Genomic DNA, 17,784 nt, shown 5'->3' with positions numbered 1-17,784 from the left:
TGCGCCCACGGATATTTTCTCGAATATACGATGGTCTCGTCAGACTTCTATTGTTTCTTTGCTTTTTCGTCGTCGCTTCCGATCTCTACCACAGATTTTACCAGGCCGGCGATATTCTGGATCTCTGACGGGATAATAATCTTCGTTGCCTTTCCATCCGCGGCTTTTTCAAATGCCTCCAGACTCTTGATCGTAAGTACCGCTTCATCAGCGCCTGCTTCTTTCAGGAAACGGATACCATCCGCATTCGCCTGCTGTACCTTCATGATAGCCTCCGCCTGACCTTCAGCCTCACGGATCATGGCCTCTTTCTGAGCCTCTGCCCGGAGAATCGCCGCCTGCTTTTCTGCTTCCGCGTCCAAAACAGTGGACTCCTTCTTTCCTTCCGCTACCAGGATCGTGGACTTTTTCTCACCTTCTGCCCGCAGGATCGCTTCACGCCGCTCCCGCTCTGCCTTCATCTGTTTCTCCATTGCATCCTGGATCGCCGCCGGCGGGATGATGTTCTTAAGTTCCACACGATTCACTTTGATTCCCCAGGGATCCGTCGCCACATCCAGCGCCGCCCGCATCTGTGTGTTGATCGTCTCTCTGGATGTCAAAGTCTGGTCCAGTTCCAGATCGCCAATAATATTTCGCAGTGTAGTAGCCGTCAGATTCTCGATCGCCATGATCGGATTTGCCACACCATAGCAGAACATTTTAGGATCTGTGATCTGATAGAACACCACTGTGTCAATCCGCATAGTAACATTATCTTTCGTGATCACCGGCTGAGGAGCGAAATCCACTACCTGCTCTTTCAGATCTACTCTTCTGGCAACCCGATCAATAATGGGCCATTTGAAATGGACGCCGGTTCCCCAAGTAGCCTGATAAGCTCCTAATCGTTCCACCACCAGCGCCTGCGCCTGATGGACGAATTTTACACACGAAATCAGGATCAACACGATAATGACCAAGATAATAATTCCTAATATACTGAGTATCATTTTTTCTCCTCCCTCTCTCTCACAATCAGTTTCACTCCCTGGATTCCATCAATCACCACAACTGTATTTTTCGCGATCAGCCCATCCGGTTCATCCGTCTTAGCCGACCACTCTTGCCCGTTCACCTCCACAAGGCCGGTAGATTTTAGAGTGTTCACTTCTTCCAGTACCAGTCCCTGCTGGCCGATCAGGCTTTCCGCATTGGTCTTTTGTCTGTCCTTGTTAAAATACTTGACAGCAATCGGCCTTGTGAGCGCCAGCAGAATAATCGACACCACCAGGAACACACCAATCTGCGCGGCCGTTCCAAGCCCGAAAATCCCTGCCAGAAACGCCGCCAGCGCGCCAAAGGCAAACCAGATCGTCGTCAGACCCATTGTAATGATCTCAATGATCAGCAGTATTACAAAGATTGCCAGCCAATATACCGTTTGCATAGTCAGCCCTCTTTTCCGCAATTAGTATTCCTTATCCATTATCTTACTATACTTCCCGCCATAAAGCAATTTTTTTCAAAAAGGGACAGGGCATTTTTAATTCGGGCCGGGGGATTTTTAAAAATCCCCCGGCCCCACCCGACGCTGCCGGCTTGCTTCAAACATTAATACCGCCGCGGCCACAGCGGCATTCAGGGATTCCACCTGTCCCCGCATCGGAATCCGTATCCAACAATCTGCAGCGGCAGCAACTTCTTCTCTCAGTCCATTTCCCTCATTTCCGATCAGAAATGCGCATGGAACGGTAAAGTCTTCCTGATCGTAGCTGTTCTGCCCTTCTAAATGCGCCGCATACGCGCAGATGCCTTTTTGCTTCATCTCTTTTAAAGCGCCTAGCAGATCCCTCACACGACAGAACGGCATCCGGTAGACCGACCCCATAGTGGAACGAATTGTTTTGGGATTGTAAATGTCCACACAGTCACTGCTCAAAACTACTCCAGTTACCCCAGCGCCTTCTCCAGTCCGTAGGACTGTCCCCAGATTTCCCGGATCCTGCAGGCTATCCAGCACAAGAATCAGCGGACATTCTCCTCCCGTCACTTTATCCAGAGACGCCTCCTGTCTCTCGACCACCGCCAAGATCCCTTGAGGCGTCTGTGTATCCGACACATGGGAAAACACATGATCCGCCAAAATCTCCACTGGGATTCTCCATTCCTTCAACTCTTCTATGACACCGGCCTCTTTCTTTAAAAACCCTTCCGACAGGTAAACCTCCCGCACCCGTTTTTTCGGCGCCTCATGGAACATCCGCGGTCCTTCTGTCAAAAATACGTTTTCCTGATCCCGCAGCCTTCGTTTTTTCATCAGACCAACAAGCCGCTTTACCTTAGCGTTTGCTGTACTAGTTATCATGATCCAACTTATTCCTTTCGTATTTGGCAAATTTCTCCAGATCAGAGTTCGCCCCCACCAGGATCAGTATCATATCGCGCTTTAAAGGCTTCTTGGGCTCCGGATTTACTTCTACATCATCATTTTCTCGAATTCCGATCACATTTACTCCGTGATTCTTCCTGACGTCCAGCGCTTCCAAAGATTTTCCTATCCAGGCATCTGGAAGCGCCACCTCCATCACACTGTATTCCGGTGAAAGAGCGATCCAATCGGCGAAATTTGCCGAAACCATACTCCTAGCCACCCGGCTTCCCGCTTCCTTTTCCGGGAAAATCACCGAATCTGCCCCTATTTTTCTAAGAACCGTGGCATGAAGATCATTCTTAGCCTTTGCTAGGACATAAGGGACTCCTTCATCTTTTGACACCAGGGTTGCCATAATGCTTGCCTCCATATTATCCGCAATAGCGACAACCACCCCATCCAGGTTTCTCGCCCCCAAAGACCGGATCACTTCTGGGTCTTCAATATCAGCTTTCATCGCATAAGACACATATTTCGAAATCTCTTCGATTCGTTCCATGTGATTATCCACCGCGATCACTTCACATCCAAGCCCCTGCAGTGTAATGGCGACACTCTCGCCAAAGCTCCCAAGTCCAAATACCGCATACTGTTTCTTCATCTCATATCCTCCATTAACCAACCATCACTCTTTCGCCAGGCAGTTCCCTCAGCCTGGCTTTCGGATCCGTTTTCCCCGCAAACACCAGCGCTAATGTAATAGGTCCGATCCGCCCTGTGTACATCAAAAGCATTAAGACTACTTGGCTTGCTCTTTCAAGATGCGGCGTCAGATCCGCCGTCAATCCCACCGTTCCTATGGCTGACGTAGTTTCATATATGATATCGACCAACGCCACACTGTCCGCCTCAAAAACCGCGATCAGCATCGTCCCGCCAATAAAAATCCCAAAAGCCAGGACTGTTACCGCAAATCCTGTCCTGAAATTTTCAAACGTGATCTTCCTGCCAAAACATTCGATGTCCTTTCCGCCGCGCACAACCGCCAAACAGCTCAGCAGAAGCATCGCTATGGTCGTTGTCTTGATTCCGCCCGCCGTTCCCGCCGGAGAGCCTCCGATAAACATCAAGATACTGCAGAAAAGTTTTGTTTCATCATAGAGTTCCCCCTGGGGCATTGTAAAAAATCCAGCCGTCCTAGTAGTCACTGACTGAAAGGCTGAAGCCAGCAGCTTTTCGCCTGTCGACATTCCACCCATAGTCTGCGGATTCCTGTATTCCATCAGAAAGATCACTACGGTTCCTACAACCAGAAGGACTGCCGTCATAAGGATCACCAGTTTAGAATGTAATTTCAAACCCGCGATCCCTGCTCCCACCGTTTTCCGGCGTTTCCGCAGCCGCCGGAAATTATCCAGCACATCAAACCAGACCACGAACCCAAGGCCGCCCAAAACGATCAGCGCCATTGTCGTCAGATTGACCAGCGGATTCGCCGAATAGACAGATAGGCTGGTGCTTCCCAACACATCGATCCCTGCGTTGCAAAACGCTGAAACCGCATGAAAAATAGAATACCCCAGCCCTTTGATCCATCCGTATTCCGGCACAAACTGAAATGCGTAGAAAAGCGCGCCCGCTCCTTCCACCAGGAAGACGCCCACGATCACTCTGCGAAGCATCCCTACGATTCCGCCCAGCCGGTCCATATTATAAGCTTCTTGGATAACGATCCGCTCTTTTACTGTAATCCGTTTCCTAAGCAGGAAGAAAAAAGAAGCGATACACGCCACCACTCCCAGGCCTCCCACTTGGATCAGCAGCAGCAGAACGATTTTCCCAAATAAAGTAAATTGCACCTGCGGTGTTATGGTAACAAGTCCCGTCACACATACCGCCGATGTAGATGTAAACAACGCATCGATAAACGCGATAGGCTGCTGATTGCTGATCGGAAGCCACAAAAGAACCCCGCCCAAGAGAATCACTCCCAGGAATCCCGCCGCCAGAATCCGCATCGTATTCCACCGAACGCTTTTACGTCTATATTTCATTTCCCCCTCCTCCTTTTGCCAAATTTTGGAAATGTCCCGCCCATCTGGAATCTATACTTTAAATCGGTATCCGACTCCCCAGATCGTCTCTATATACTGGGGATTTGAGGTATCCACTTCAATTTTTTCCCGAATCTTTTTAATGTGTACCGTGACAGTGGCAATATCCCCGATGGATTCCATATCCCAGATCTCCCGGAACAATTCCTCCTTAGTATACACATGATTGGGATGACTTGCAAGAAAAGTAAGCAGATCAAATTCTTTTGTAGTAAATGTTTTTTCCTGGCTGTTTACCCAAACTCTTCTTGCGGTAGTATCAATCTTAAGTCCTCGGATCTCGATGACCTTATTCTTGGGTACCGCGCTCTCCGTCAGCCGGTCGTATCTGGCCATATGCGCTTTCACTCTGGCCACAAGCTCACTGGGACTGAAAGGCTTTGTCATATAATCATCTGCTCCAAGGCCAAGCCCCCGAATCTTGTCAATGTCATCCTTTTTCGCTGATACTAGAATGATCGGCGTATTCTTTACATCCCGAATCTGCCGGCAGATATCGAACCCATCAATACCCGGAAGCATGAGATCCAGAATATACAGATCATATTCCTCTTCCAACGCTTTTCTAAGTCCCGTCTCCCCGTCATTCGCGACTTCTACCTGAAATCCGCTCAGCTCCAGATAGTCTTTTTCCAAATCCGCAATACTTTCTTCATCTTCTACGATCAATATCCTACTCATGAATCGGTACCTCCTGATATTTTCTAAGTACAAAATACATGGTCGTCCCCGTATTTTCACGGCTGGTCGCCCAAATCTTTCCCCCGTGCTCTTCAATAATCTTCTTTACGATCGAAAGCCCGATCCCGCTTCCGCCTTTTGAAGAATTTCGAGAAGCATCCGTACGGTAAAAGCGGTCGAAAATATTGGGCAGATCTTTGGCCGCGATCCCTTTGCCATTATCCTCCAGTTCTACCTGGATGAAATCTCCCACGTCTTTGATCCGCAGGTTGATCTTCGCTTTTTCTTTATCCATATATTTCAATGAATTATTAACAATATTGTGGATGACCCGCTTCATCTGTTCCGCGTCCGCGATGACCCGCACATCCGGCGTCACATAATTAAAATATCCAAACTCTACGTTTTTGGACTCCAGTTCAATCGAAAGATCCTCCGCACAGTCGTTGAAATATTCATTGACAGACAAAATATTAAAGTTATAGGGGATTCTGTTGGTATCAATCTTGGAATACAGTGTTAATTCATTGATCAAAAGATCCATCTCGCTGGCCTTGTTGTAGATGGTCCGGATATATTTTTCCATTTTCTCCGGCGTGTCCGCCACCCCGTCCATAATCCCTTCCGCGTATCCTTTGATCGTTGTCACCGGAGTCTTCAGATCATGAGAGATGTTGCTGATCAGTTCTTTATTTTCCCGGTCAAACACTACCTTCTCTTCCGCGCTGTCCTTCAGTCTCCTGCGCATATCCTCCATATCCCGGCACAACTGGCCAAGCTCATCATCTCCCTGAGCCTTCAGCTCAAAGTCCAGGTTTCCTTCTTTGATATTCTTGGCCGCCACCTGCATCCGCTTCAGCGGCAATTTTACGCTCCGGTAGATCCAGAACATCAGCACCGAGGCGGTCAGCACCAGGATCAAGACCACCCCAAGCAATGTATCCAGAAACAATTCTTCCACTTCCGGGATCACATCGCTTACGTCTGACACAATAAAGGCGCTGCCTTCTTCATTATCAGAATATAGAAAATCAATCTGTTTCACCAGTGAATGAGCCTCTCCCCCAAGATAAATCCCATTTTCCGAGCTTGTATCCGCATCCTGGTATTCTGGAAGCTGACAGATCACTGGATCTGCCTTTTCCCGGTCTGTCCCGATATAAATAAGTGTATTCCCTTTGCGCACCAGCAGATAGGAGTTTTTCTTCTCAAGATTATCGTTAAAATCTTCCAAATACGTGGCGTCTTCCAAGTCATCTGGATTTTTCTCTATGGCCGCCTCCAGATTATGATAGGATCTTTCCGTCAATCTGGATAATACCTGCATAGAGTTCGATAGGGTTTCCACTGTTGTATTTTCAATTCCATAAGTCTTCTCGATTGCCCCCATCTGATAGCGTGAAAACGCGAAAAACATGAGCAGCGTCAGACAAATGGGCAGCAAGATCACCGTCAAAAAAGCGATAAACAGTCTTGTCCTCAGTTTCATGCGACTTTCCTCCGAAAGTAAGTATAGCATGAATATGGGCGCTTCACACCAAAGCGCCCATAAACTTTTATAAAAATTTTATAAATACTTCTTCAGCAATTCTGCCTTATCAGTCTTCTCCCAGGGAAGGTCCAGATCTGTACGTCCAAAATGTCCGTATGCGGCAGTCTGCTTATAGATCGGACGACGCAGATCCAGCATCTTGATAATGCCAGCCGGTCTCAGGTCGAAGTTCTCCCGGATGATCTCTACCAGCTTTTCATCGGAGATCCTGCCCGTCCCAAAAGTATCTGCCATAATCGAGGTTGGATGCGCCACACCGATCGCATAGGACAGCTGTATCTCACATTTCCTGGCAAGTCCTGCCGCCACAATATTTTTCGCCACATACCGGGCTGCGTAAGCCGCGGATCGGTCTACCTTCGTACAGTCTTTTCCAGAAAACGCGCCGCCGCCGTGCCGCGCCATTCCGCCATATGTATCCACAATAAGCTTCCGGCCAGTAAGACCGCTGTCTCCGTGAGGTCCGCCGATCACGAAGCGCCCCGTAGGATTAATGAAATATCTGGTCTTTTCATCCGTCATATCTGCCGGGATCACAGGGTCAAACACGTATTTCTTGATATCCTGGTGAATCTGCTCTTGGGACACCCCCGGATCATGCTGCGTAGAAAGGACTACCGTATCTACTCTTGCCGGCGCTCCATTTTCATCATACTCGATCGTCACCTGGGTCTTCCCATCTGGCCGCAGATAAGGCAGCGTTCCATTTTTCCTGACTTCCGCCAGCTTTCTGGCCAGCTTCTGGGCCAAAGCGATCGGATAAGGCATAAACTCCGGCGTCTCATCAGAAGCATACCCAAACATCATCCCCTGGTCTCCGGCCCCAATCGCGTCAATCTCTTCCTCCGACATTTTCTTTTCTTTGGCCTCCAACGCTTTATCCACGCCGAGGGCAATATCCGGAGATTGCTCGTCGATAGCCACGATCACGCCGCAGGTTTCCGCATCAAAGCCAAATTTCCCTCTTGTATAGCCGATTTCACGCACCGTATCCCGCACGATCTTCTGAATGTCCACATAAGCCTGAGTAGTAATTTCTCCCATAACGAGCACCATTCCTGTAGTCGTACAGGTCTCACAGGCCACACGGCTCATAGGATCCTGTTCGATCAGCGCGTCCAGGATCGCATCTGAGATCTGATCGCACATCTTATCCGGATGGCCTTCTGTTACTGATTCCGAAGTAAATAAACGTCTCTCCATTATTCTTCTCCTCACCTTTCTTCTCGCCGCACTCTTTCTCTGCCGAGATCGCAATGATCAAAAAAACAGTCCGCATAAGCGGACTGTTTTATATCACCATAAACAATCCTCTTATTGTTCGATCGCTCGCTCAGGTTGGCACCTTCCCGCTTCGCGGGGGTTGCCGCAGCTTCACAGATCCTTTGTATCTCCACTGCTCTGAATAAGAGAAAGTTTGCTTTATTAAATTTATTATGTACGCATAAGACTGTACACCTTTTTGTGCAAATTGTCAATGGGGCCGGGGGATTTTTAAAAATCCCCCGGCCCCAATTAAAAATACCCTGTCCCTTTTTAAAAATGCCGCGTCCCAAGCAGTCCTGCCGCACATGCGATTCCTGCCGCCAAAAACGACATCTCCAATCCGAGATTATCCAGGACATACGGACATAAGATTGATACGAGTCCATATCCGATCATCACCGCGCCATAATTGATCCCCTGATATTTCAATCCAAAATGATCGGAAACGACTACCGGAAATACGCTGACAACGCCTCCGTAAACCAGACAGACTACGGAAATCAACAGCACAAAGATTCCTCCTTCCGCCCCCATGAGGCCGATCACCGCGGCGGCCGCCGCCACGTACATCCCGCGGATCACTGCTTTTCTTCCTACTTTATCGGACAGCCACGGCATCGCGAACCTGCCGATGATATTCGCGACAGAAGCAATCGTAACCCCAGCCAGCGCCTCTGTATTTGTCAGTCCTCGTTCCATCCCAAGAGATTTCATCAATGGATTGACCAGGACATAGGCCGGCACAGCCAGTGCCATTGTAAGGCTGATCGTATAATAAGTTTTTGTCTTTATCATTTCCCGTGTCGTGTATTGTTTGATCGATATTGTCCGTTCGATTCCTCCATCTCCCGCTGTTTCTTTTATGTTCTGCGGATTTTCCTCAATCCAAAATCCCCCCAGACATAAAACCGCATAGATTGCGGTAGTAGCCAACATTGCGAACCGGTATCCGAAAGATGCCAGCAAGAAATCACAAAACGGATTCATCACAATCCCTGAGATTCCCACAACTCCCACTGTAATCCCAGACACAAGGCCTCGCTTCTCAGGAAACCAGGCAAGAGGCACCGCCGTCAGCATACTAAACGCACATCCAGATCCAAATCCTCCAATCGCTCCATATCCCAGGGAAACCAGCCAGGGCATATTATAGGGTGCGATTCCCGCCAAAAGAAATCCCGCGCACATAAATAGACTTCCCGCCAGAATTGTCTTCTTGGCCCCTATCTTCTGCTGAAGCCATCCTCCCGCCATATTTCCAAGCGCAAAAATACCAATAATAATTGTAAACGGCTGGCTGGACGCCGCATCTGATAAATGAAATTCTTCTTTTACATAGGGCTGGAATACCGTCCATATGTAAGGATTCCCATGAACAAAATTCACGACAGATGCGACAAAAAGAATCCAGTACCGATTCTGTTCCCTCCTCCGGCTCATTATAAATCCTCCTTTATATCAATTGGGGCCGGGGGCTTTTTAAAAAGCCCCCGGCCCCAATTGAAAATGCCCTGTCCCTTTTTAATCTATCCAACCTTCAATTTAAATTTCTGGATTTCTTTCTCTGTGGATACTTTTTCAATCAATGCTCCAATCCCGCGCAGTTTTTCTTCAAATCTCTCGTATCCACGCTGAATATATACAATATCATCCACGATCGTGATTCCTTCTGTAGCCAGACCGGCAATGCACAGCGCTGCTCCAGCCCTCAGGTCCGGCGCGCTGACCCTTGCTCCTGACAGCGCTTTCACCCCTTCAATCGTGGCAGAATTTCCTTCTATTTTAACGTTAGCCCCCATTCTGGCTAATTCATCTAAATATTTGAACCGGTTTTCAAAAATACTCTCAGTGATCGTACTGGTTCCTTTAGACAACGCAAGCGTCACACCAATCTGCGGCTGCATATCTGTCGGGAATCCTGGATATGGCAAAGTCTTCACATGCGTGCTTTTTAAATCGCCCTTGGAAACCACTCTTACCGCATCATCGAACTCTTCTACTTCGCATCCCATCTCTACCAGTTTCGCGATTGTTGCTTCCAGATGTTTGGGGATTACATTCATAACGGTCACGTCTCCCTTGGTCGCTGCCGCTGCAAACATAAAGGTACCCGCCTCGATTTGATCTGGAATGACCGAATACTCTGTCCTGTGCAGGCTCTGTACCCCGCGGATCCGAATCACGTCCGTCCCGGCGCCTCGGATATTCGCCCCCATGCTGTTCAGGAAGTTTGCCACATCAACGACATGAGGCTCTTTCGCCACATTTTCCAAGATTGTGATGCCTTCCGCCATTGTTGCCGTCATCATCACATTGATCGTAGCTCCTACGCTGACCACATCAAAATAAATGTGTTCTCCTTTGAGGCGCTCTGCCTCCGCGATGATCTTCCCGTGTTCAATCTCAACCTCCGCTCCCAGCGCTCGAAATCCCTTCAAATGCTGATCGATCGGACGGCTTCCAATGTTGCAGCCTCCCGGAAGAGCAACTTCCGCTCGTCTATATTTTCCAAGCAACGCTCCTAAAAGATAATAAGAAGCTCTGATTTTCTTGATATAATCATATTCAATATTAAAATCTGTGACTCCTCTGCCGTTGATCGTCACCGTATGTCTGTCGACCCGATGAACAGAGGCCCCGATCCCAGCGATCGCATCTAACAGCACATTGATATCATTCACATCTGGCAGGTTCTCAATCCGAACAGTCTCGTCCGTCATGATCGCCGCCGCCAAAATCGCGAGCGCCGCATTTTTGGCTCCCCCGATCTCCACCTCTCCGACGAGCGGATGCCCGCCTTTTATAATATATTGCTCCATGTCACACCTCGATATTCCTTTACTATTACTCTCCCATATTCCGTATTTCTTATTCGTATTCCACGATATTATAACACAGAATCTCTGTTTGTAAAACATTTTTTACAAGTATGTAACTATTCTGTAATATTTTCACGATTTCTGTAGAATTTCAATTACTTTTTCAATCGTTTCATCCAAACGAAGTCCATCTTCACAGACAGTGATATCCGCATACTTTTCAAACAGTCCGCAGCGCTCCTCATATAAATCTCTTAGTGTCTGGCCGTCCTCCAAGACCACGCCCCGGCTTCTGGCATTTTTAAGCCTTTTATTGATCGTCTCAAACGATGCCTTTAGATACACGATCGTTCCGATCTGCTGATAATGCCGCATCGCTTTTTCGCAATAGACAACGCTTCCCCCTGGTGATACTACTGTATGTTCTGTTTTGAGGCCGGCGTTGATCCGCTCCTCAACCTCAAGAAATCCCTTGATCCCTTTTTCCGCAATGATTTCCTTCAAAAGTTTTCCTTCCGATTCCTGTATCAAAAGGTCCACATCGATAAAACGATATCCAAGCCTCTTTGCGATGATGACGCCTATCGTACTTTTACCTGCCGCAGGCATTCCGATCAAGATGATATTGTCCATGTAAGAACTCCTTTTCCTATGTTCAGACGTTATTTTATCACATCTTCCCCTATCCGTCCACCGAAAAAGACAGGAGAGCCGTCCAAGAGATTTCTCTTTGGCGCTCTCCTGCCGACAGCAAAATAAAAACTATCATTTCCCCATATAGAATGTTTTCTTATACTTCCTGTACTCACGGCGTCTCTGGCAAAGCTCCTGGCAGACCATGACCTGTGTAAGATCCCGCAGCCATTTCCCTGGATTTTCCTCTCCATCCTTTGCCCGGTCGTAGATTCTCGCGCACATCAGGCGCATTTGGAGTTGATCCGGATATTCGTCATAGATCATACTCCCATCATACATCAGCCGGTCGCATTCCTCTTCCACAAATGGCATCATCCGTTTGGCCGTGGCCGGGTATATGCTCTTCATATAATCATAATCCCGCCTTGCGGTTCTTTCTTCGTCATCGCCAAGAAACGGCGTCTGGTAAACCATATAAAAAGGCAGTCTTTCCTTCATCTACCTGCACCCCTGAATGATCTATCTGTCTTATTATATGCGTTCCTCAGACAAATGTGCCTTTTTACAAATTCAAAACGGCCTTTTAGATCGCCCGGATTTTCTGCCGCTCTATTCGTCATAGACGCAAATGCGGGGAACTGCTCCTGAATTTCGCGCACTTCTGATACCATTCCAAAATATACAGCCACCGCGTATTGGGCCTCCCTTACTCTTCTCTCTTTTTAGCAAATCTTGGATGATCCGACTTTTCTGACTCGTGTCCGCGTAAGTCAAGCAAGCGCTCCGTCTCTCCTTTCCCACATAAAACGGCGTATGTGTATCTAGATCAGAATAGGCGTATATATAATACTTTAATTCATCGATCGTCTCCCACCTGAATCTGCAAAAAGGGACTGCTATATATCTTTGAAATACAGCAGTCCCTTTTCTGATCTTCTGTTTTTCGCAGCACTTTCTTTAAGCTCTTTCGCTGTAGTGATGCGCCTCTTCCAACATCATATCTTTGACTTTCATCAGCCGGATCTGTGAGCTTCGCTCATTCTCATCCAGCTTCATAGTAATATACTTGATGGTCTCCTGTGCTTCCGGAATGATCACGTGCTCCAAAGCGTTTACACGGCGTCTGGTCTTCTCAATCTCCGCCGCCATCAACTGGCACGCCTTCTCCGTCTCCGCAAGTTTCAACATATCCGGCAGAATATCTGCCAGGGATTTCACCGCCCCATCCAAATCACTGGATGTAAAAGCAAATCCATAAGAATAGATATCATTGGCGTCCGCCGTTCTGGTCTTCGTCTCAAAGGCCGGTATATTCACGCTCATGACATTTTTCTTTCCAACTCCCAGGCTCACCTCTTGTTTCGGCGCCATCAAAGCGGTGTTCAAGGTAGCCGCGTCCATTCCGGCTTTCGCGATGACAAAGTTCTTATTTGCAGAGAGGATTCCGGCTTCTACCTTCTCACGGAGCGCCATATTCTCCTTTGCCAGCTCCAGGAACTGACGCATCAACTCGTCACGCTTATCCTTCAGAAGTTTGTGGCCTCTTCTGGCGGTGGCAAGCTTTTTCTTAGTCTTGGTCAGCTCCATACGAGTAGGAGTGATCTGTGTAGATGCCATTATATCTGCCTCCTTTTTGTTGCATAACGCCATGCCCCAGCTTGATTTCTTATCTTTTCGGAAGATATCCTTCGCTTTCGCTCTGGATATCTACTTTCACACTAGGCTCGATAATACCTCGCCAAGTGTTCAAGCACCGCTGGCGGGCGTCCGCCCTATGCATGAATCTTTTCACAGCCATGCCCCAGCTTGATTCCGCTTCGCTCCATCTCGCTGGCGGGCGTCCGCCCTATGCATCCGCCCAGGTGCATCCATTTGCAGGCAAGCCTGCATGGCTACACCTGTACGCCTGCGCATGGCTTACTGTTTCCCATAGTATTCATCCAAGAATTTATCATCGATTCGCTTCAGCTCGGACCTCGGCAGAATGGACAGCAGTTTCCAGCCAATATCCAGAGTTTCTTCGATGGACCTATCTGTATTGTACCCTTGGTTTACATATTCTTTCTCAAAAGCGTCCGCGAACTGGGCATAGATCAAATCGATCTCCGTCAGCGCCGCCTCGCCAAGGATCGTCATCAGCTCTTTAGCGTCTTTTCCTCGTGAATATGCCGCAAACAACTGGTTCATAGTATTGGAATGGTCCGCTCTTGTCTTTCCTTCGCCGATTCCCTTATCTTTCAGACGGGAAAGAGATGGCAGCACATCGATCGGCGGCTGGAGTCCCTTCCGGTACAGGTCACGGCTTAAGATTACCTGTCCTTCCGTAATATATCCGGTCAGGTCAGGGATCGGATGGGTCTTATCATCTTCCGGCATAGTCAGGATCGGGATCATAGTGATACTTCCGATCTTGCCTCTCTGACGTCCCGCGCGTTCATACATCTGAGCCAGGTCTGTATACATGTAGCCCGGATATCCACGGCGTCCCGGAACCTCCTTTTTCGCCGCGGAGATCTCACGGAGCGCGTCCGCGTAGTTTGTGATATCCGTCAAAATGACCAACACATGCATATCCTTCTCAAAAGCCAGGTATTCCGCCGCCGTCAGCGCCATACGCGGCGTTGAGATACGCTCTACCGCCGGGTCGTTCGCCAGATTGACAAACAAAACGGTACGGTCGATGGCTCCCGTCTCCTTGAAGGATTCTACGAAGAAGTTAGATTCCTCGAAAGTAATACCCATAGCCGCGAATACAACAGCAAAGTTTTCATCTTTTCCTCTTACCTTCGCCTGTCTCGCGATCTGAGCCGCCAGTTGTGAATGGGGCAGACCGGAACAGGAAAAGATCGGCAGCTTCTGGCCTCGTACCAAAGTGTTCAGTCCGTCAATCGCCGACACACCAGTCTGGATAAACTCGGACGGGTACACACGAGCCGCCGGATTCATAGGCAGGCCGTTGATATCTCTTCTCTCCTCCGGCAGGATCTCCGGTCCATCATCAATGGGGCGTCCCAGCCCATCGAAAACACGTCCCAGCATATCGCCGGACACGCCCAGCTCCATGCTTCTTCCCAGGAAACGTACTTTACTATTGCTCAAGTTGATACCAGCCGCGTTCTCGTAGAGCTGTACAACCACATTATCTCCGTCCACTTCCAGCACCTTGCAGCGGCGTTTCTCTCCATTGGCGAGTTCGATCTCCCCTAATTCATCATAAGCTACGCCTTCTACGCCTTTTACCATCATCAGCGGTCCGGCAACTTCCTGTATGGTTCTATATTCCTTTGGCATTAGAAGTCCTCCTTTCCGAACGCGCCCGCGATTTCCGCGTCAAGTTCACTCATGATCTTCTCGTATTCTGTCTCAATCTGATCTACCGCGGTATATTTATAGCGGCCGATCCTCTCTCTGACATCCATTCCAAGAAGCGCCCTCATAGAAGCGCCCTTATTTAACGCTTCCAGAGACTTCTCGTAGAATGCCAGCACTAATTTCATCATCAGATACTGTTTCCTGAGCGGCGTGTAAGTATCCACTTCATGGAAGGAGTTCTGATGCAGGAAGTCCTCACGGATGGATCTTGCCGCTTCCATCTTCAGACGGTCTGCCGGAGACAGGGCATCCATACCTACCATCTGCACGATCTCTTCCAATTCCGCCTCATCCTGAAGAAGACTCATCATCTTTTGACGGTCCTCCATCCAGTCCGGCGCCACTGTACTGTTAAACCAGCCGCTGACATTGTCAAGATACAGCGAATAACTGGTCAGCCAATTGATCGCCGGGAAATGCCTCTTATACGCCAGGTTAGAATCCAATCCCCAGAACACCTTTACAATACGCAGCGTTGCCTGAGAAACAGGCTCCGAAGTATCTCCGCCCGGAGGAGACACCGCTCCGATCACGGAAAGAGAACCTTCTCTTCCTTCTTTTCCAAGAGAGATCACATGTCCAGCTCTCTCGTAGAACTCTGCCAGACGTGACCCAAGATACGCCGGATATCCTTCCTCTCCAGGCATCTCTTCCAGACGTCCGGACATCTCACGCAGGGCCTCTGCCCATCGGGATGTGGAGTCTGCCATCAAAGCTACCGAGTAGCCCATATCACGGAAGTACTCCGCAATAGTGATTCCCGTATAAATGGAAGCTTCACGGGCCGCGAAAGGCATATCTGACGTATTGGCGATCAGCACCGTCCGCTCCATCAAAGACCGGCCGGTCTTAGGATCTTTCAGTTCTGGGAACTCGTTCAGAACGTCTGTCATCTCATTGCCGCGCTCGCCGCAGCCGATGTAGACAACAATGTCCGCCTCTGCCCATTTCGCCAACTGATGCTGGATGACCGTCTTACCGCTTCCAAAAGGTCCGGGCACCGCGGCCACACCGCCTTTCGCGATAGGGAAGAAGGTATCAACCACCCTCTGACCAGTTACCAACGGTACATCCAGCGGCAGCTTCTTCACATAAGGACGGCCTCTTCTGACCGGCCATTTCTGCATCATGGTCAGTTCATGGTCTCCGTCTTTTGTCTCAAGGACAGCCACCACTTCTTCTACCGTAAATTCCCCTGCTTTGATCTCTTTTACTATTCCTTCTACACCATAGGGAACCATGATCTTCTGCTGCACGATCTCAGTTTCCTGGACAGTCCCAAGCACATCGCCGGCCTCTACCGCATCACCGACTTTTGCCACAGGAACAAACTCCCATTTCTTATCCCTCTTCAGAGCGGCAACCTCAACCCCTCTTTGCAGGTTATTTCCGGAAATCTTCATGATATCATCGAGCGGACGCTGGATTCCATCATAGATACTCGCGATCAGTCCTGGTCCCAGTTCCACAGACATTGGCGCCCCGGTAGATTCCACCGGTTCGCCGGGTCCAAGTCCCGATGTCTCTTCATATACCTGGATTGACGCTTCATCCCCATGCATCTCGATGATCTCCCCGATCAGACGCTGGCTGCTTACGCGTACAACGTCAGACATGTTGGCATCGCGCATTCCAGATGCGATGACCAGCGGCCCCGCAACTTTTTTTATCGTACCTACACTACTCATAATGGACGAATCACCTCTACTTTCTTAGTTACTGAACAAGATATCAGACCCTACTGCCTGTTCCACAGACTTCTTGACTCCCAGCACACCATCGCCCGTGTTGCCGGAGATTCCCGGAATCTGGATGATCGCCGGAAGGATCTGGTCTTGATATCTCACGATCTCATGTTTCAATTCAGCCGCAAGCGCTTCCGTGATATAGATGATTCCATATCCCTGCGCGGCGAGCTGATGCAATCTTTCTCCTGCTTCTTCCTGGGCCGTTACGGGAAATGTATCCAGTCCCAGCGCAGCGAAGCCATAAATACTGTCATAGTCGCCCAATACCGCTATCTTATACATACATCTCCCTTACCCTTTCCCGGATGGAATCTTCCGGCAAATCATTCAGTTTTCCGGAAAGTATGATCCGTACCGTTTTGATCTCATTCTGTCTCGCAATTACATAGGCGATCACAGGACCTATCGTAAATGCGTTATATTTCTGAGGACTGATCGTTTCGATGATCCGGTTGTCACACCAGCGTTCAAATGCCGACGGCGATTGGGCAAGCGCTTCCGCTCCCCCCGCGTATGCCGTCCCCATCAGATAGTCCCGGATGGCCTCCATCCCGGCAAGCGCGGCTTTTGACAGTTGATCCACATTAATACTGTCACACTCCGCCATTGCCCTTTTCATAAACTCTACCGATTTCGCGGTTTTCTGCGAACGCACGGCAATCTTGATGTCCGCGACTCCTACCGTGGACTCTGCGTAAGCCCGGATAATATCCGCTTTCGCTTCCTTCCCGGCCTGATAGATCGCTTCCAATGCCGCCCTGTCAATGATCACATCACACAACTGACCGTCTCCCGTGTGGAGCAGCGCTTCATACGCCTCCTGCGCCGCATGCTGCATGTTTGCGGGAAGTTTATAGAAATCTTTCTCTTTGACGATCTCCCGCATCACATCTCCCGGAATAGACACATCATCATAGTAGATATGTCGGTTCCCGTCAGATACGGCCGCTTCTTTCACCGCTGCTTTCAGATTGTGAAAAAGCTTTGGATAAGAAAGTACGGCAAAATTCTCCATATCGATGTGAAGTTCTTTTACAACTTCCCAGATTTTTTCTTCCTCTCTGGTCAGCATCGCCTCCGCATCGGTGACGGTGTCGGTGTCTCCCCATCCCCGCTCTGCCAGAAATTGGCAAGCCTGTTCATAATCCTGGCAGGCGATCAGCTGGTCGATCGCCGCGTTGGAGAATAGAGAGACCTCCAGGGCACGTATGCGCGCAACCGCGTAGGTATACCGTTCACTCAT

Annotated in this window: 17 protein-coding genes and 1 riboswitch; all 17 genes read right to left on the bottom strand. The window is 49.1% G+C overall.

What is annotated here, in order from left to right:
* Positions 1-47 precede the first annotated feature (47 nt).
* Positions 48-992, bottom strand: a complete 945-nt coding sequence (locus tag FND36_01225) for a paraslipin (GenBank protein QDW72771.1) — start codon at positions 990-992, stop codon at positions 48-50.
* A complete protein-coding gene (locus FND36_01220) occupies positions 989-1,429 on the bottom strand; it encodes an NfeD family protein (GenBank protein QDW72770.1) in 441 nt (146 codons plus the stop codon). Before FND36_01220 ends, FND36_01225 begins: the two co-directional genes overlap by 4 nt.
* Before the next feature lie 117 nt (positions 1,430-1,546).
* The gene (gene rlmB, locus FND36_01215) at positions 1,547-2,347 is read right to left on the bottom strand and encodes a 23S rRNA (guanosine(2251)-2'-O)-methyltransferase RlmB (GenBank protein ID QDW72769.1); all 801 of its coding nucleotides are present in this window, start codon (positions 2,345-2,347) and stop codon (positions 1,547-1,549) included.
* A complete protein-coding gene (locus FND36_01210) occupies positions 2,337-3,014 on the bottom strand; it encodes a TrkA family potassium uptake protein (GenBank protein ID QDW72768.1) in 678 nt (225 codons plus the stop codon). The genes rlmB and FND36_01210 overlap by 11 nt, the downstream gene beginning before the upstream one ends.
* A gap of 13 nt (positions 3,015-3,027) precedes the next feature.
* Positions 3,028-4,407, bottom strand: coding sequence for a potassium transporter KtrB (locus FND36_01205; GenBank protein ID QDW72767.1), 1,380 nt, complete (start codon positions 4,405-4,407; stop codon positions 3,028-3,030).
* Positions 4,408-4,458: 51 nt separating this feature from the next.
* A complete protein-coding gene (locus FND36_01200; protein ID QDW72766.1) occupies positions 4,459-5,148 on the bottom strand; it encodes a response regulator transcription factor in 690 nt (229 codons plus the stop codon).
* Complete coding sequence (locus FND36_01195) at positions 5,141-6,637, bottom strand: HAMP domain-containing histidine kinase (protein QDW72765.1); 1,497 nt, start codon at positions 6,635-6,637, stop codon at positions 5,141-5,143. Before FND36_01195 ends, FND36_01200 begins: the two co-directional genes overlap by 8 nt.
* 78 nt (positions 6,638-6,715) lie before the next feature.
* Positions 6,716-7,903: a methionine adenosyltransferase gene (locus FND36_01190; GenBank protein ID QDW72764.1), complete on the bottom strand. Its 1,188-nt coding sequence runs from the start codon at positions 7,901-7,903 to the stop codon at positions 6,716-6,718.
* A gap of 108 nt (positions 7,904-8,011) precedes the next feature.
* Positions 8,012-8,112, bottom strand: a riboswitch (SAM riboswitch).
* Positions 8,113-8,236: 124 nt separating this feature from the next.
* Positions 8,237-9,406, bottom strand: coding sequence for an OFA family MFS transporter (locus FND36_01185; protein ID QDW72763.1), 1,170 nt, complete (start codon positions 9,404-9,406; stop codon positions 8,237-8,239).
* Between the two features lie 86 nt (positions 9,407-9,492).
* Entirely contained in the window at positions 9,493-10,785 is a 1,293-nt protein-coding gene (locus FND36_01180; GenBank protein QDW72762.1) for a UDP-N-acetylglucosamine 1-carboxyvinyltransferase, read from the bottom strand.
* A gap of 132 nt (positions 10,786-10,917) precedes the next feature.
* Positions 10,918-11,418 carry a shikimate kinase gene (locus tag FND36_01175; protein ID QDW72761.1) on the bottom strand — a complete coding sequence of 167 codons (501 nt, stop codon included), beginning with the start codon at positions 11,416-11,418 and terminating at the stop codon, positions 10,918-10,920.
* A 132-nt stretch (positions 11,419-11,550) separates the two neighbouring features.
* Positions 11,551-11,919: a hypothetical protein gene (locus FND36_01170; protein ID QDW72760.1), complete on the bottom strand. Its 369-nt coding sequence runs from the start codon at positions 11,917-11,919 to the stop codon at positions 11,551-11,553.
* 459 nt (positions 11,920-12,378) lie between these two features.
* The gene (locus tag FND36_01165; protein QDW72759.1) at positions 12,379-13,038 is read right to left on the bottom strand and encodes a V-type ATP synthase subunit D; all 660 of its coding nucleotides are present in this window, start codon (positions 13,036-13,038) and stop codon (positions 12,379-12,381) included.
* A 300-nt stretch (positions 13,039-13,338) separates the two neighbouring features.
* Positions 13,339-14,712: a V-type ATP synthase subunit B gene (locus FND36_01160; protein ID QDW72758.1), complete on the bottom strand. Its 1,374-nt coding sequence runs from the start codon at positions 14,710-14,712 to the stop codon at positions 13,339-13,341.
* Positions 14,712-16,481, bottom strand: a complete 1,770-nt coding sequence (locus tag FND36_01155; protein ID QDW72757.1) for a V-type ATP synthase subunit A — start codon at positions 16,479-16,481, stop codon at positions 14,712-14,714. The genes FND36_01160 and FND36_01155 overlap by 1 nt, the downstream gene beginning before the upstream one ends.
* 24 nt (positions 16,482-16,505) lie before the next feature.
* On the bottom strand, positions 16,506-16,823 hold the full coding sequence (locus tag FND36_01150) for a V-type ATP synthase subunit F (GenBank protein ID QDW72756.1): 318 nt from the start codon (positions 16,821-16,823) through the stop codon (positions 16,506-16,508).
* Positions 16,816-17,784, bottom strand: a complete 969-nt coding sequence (locus tag FND36_01145; protein QDW72755.1) for a V-type ATPase subunit — start codon at positions 17,782-17,784, stop codon at positions 16,816-16,818. The genes FND36_01150 and FND36_01145 overlap by 8 nt, the downstream gene beginning before the upstream one ends.

The organism is Lachnospiraceae bacterium KGMB03038 (assembly GCA_007361935.1).
In the GTDB taxonomy this organism is placed as follows: Bacteria; Bacillota; Clostridia; order Lachnospirales; family Lachnospiraceae; genus Massilistercora.
The sequence above is the reverse complement of the archived record's forward strand: the minus strand, read 5'-3'. Positions and strand labels throughout refer to the sequence as shown.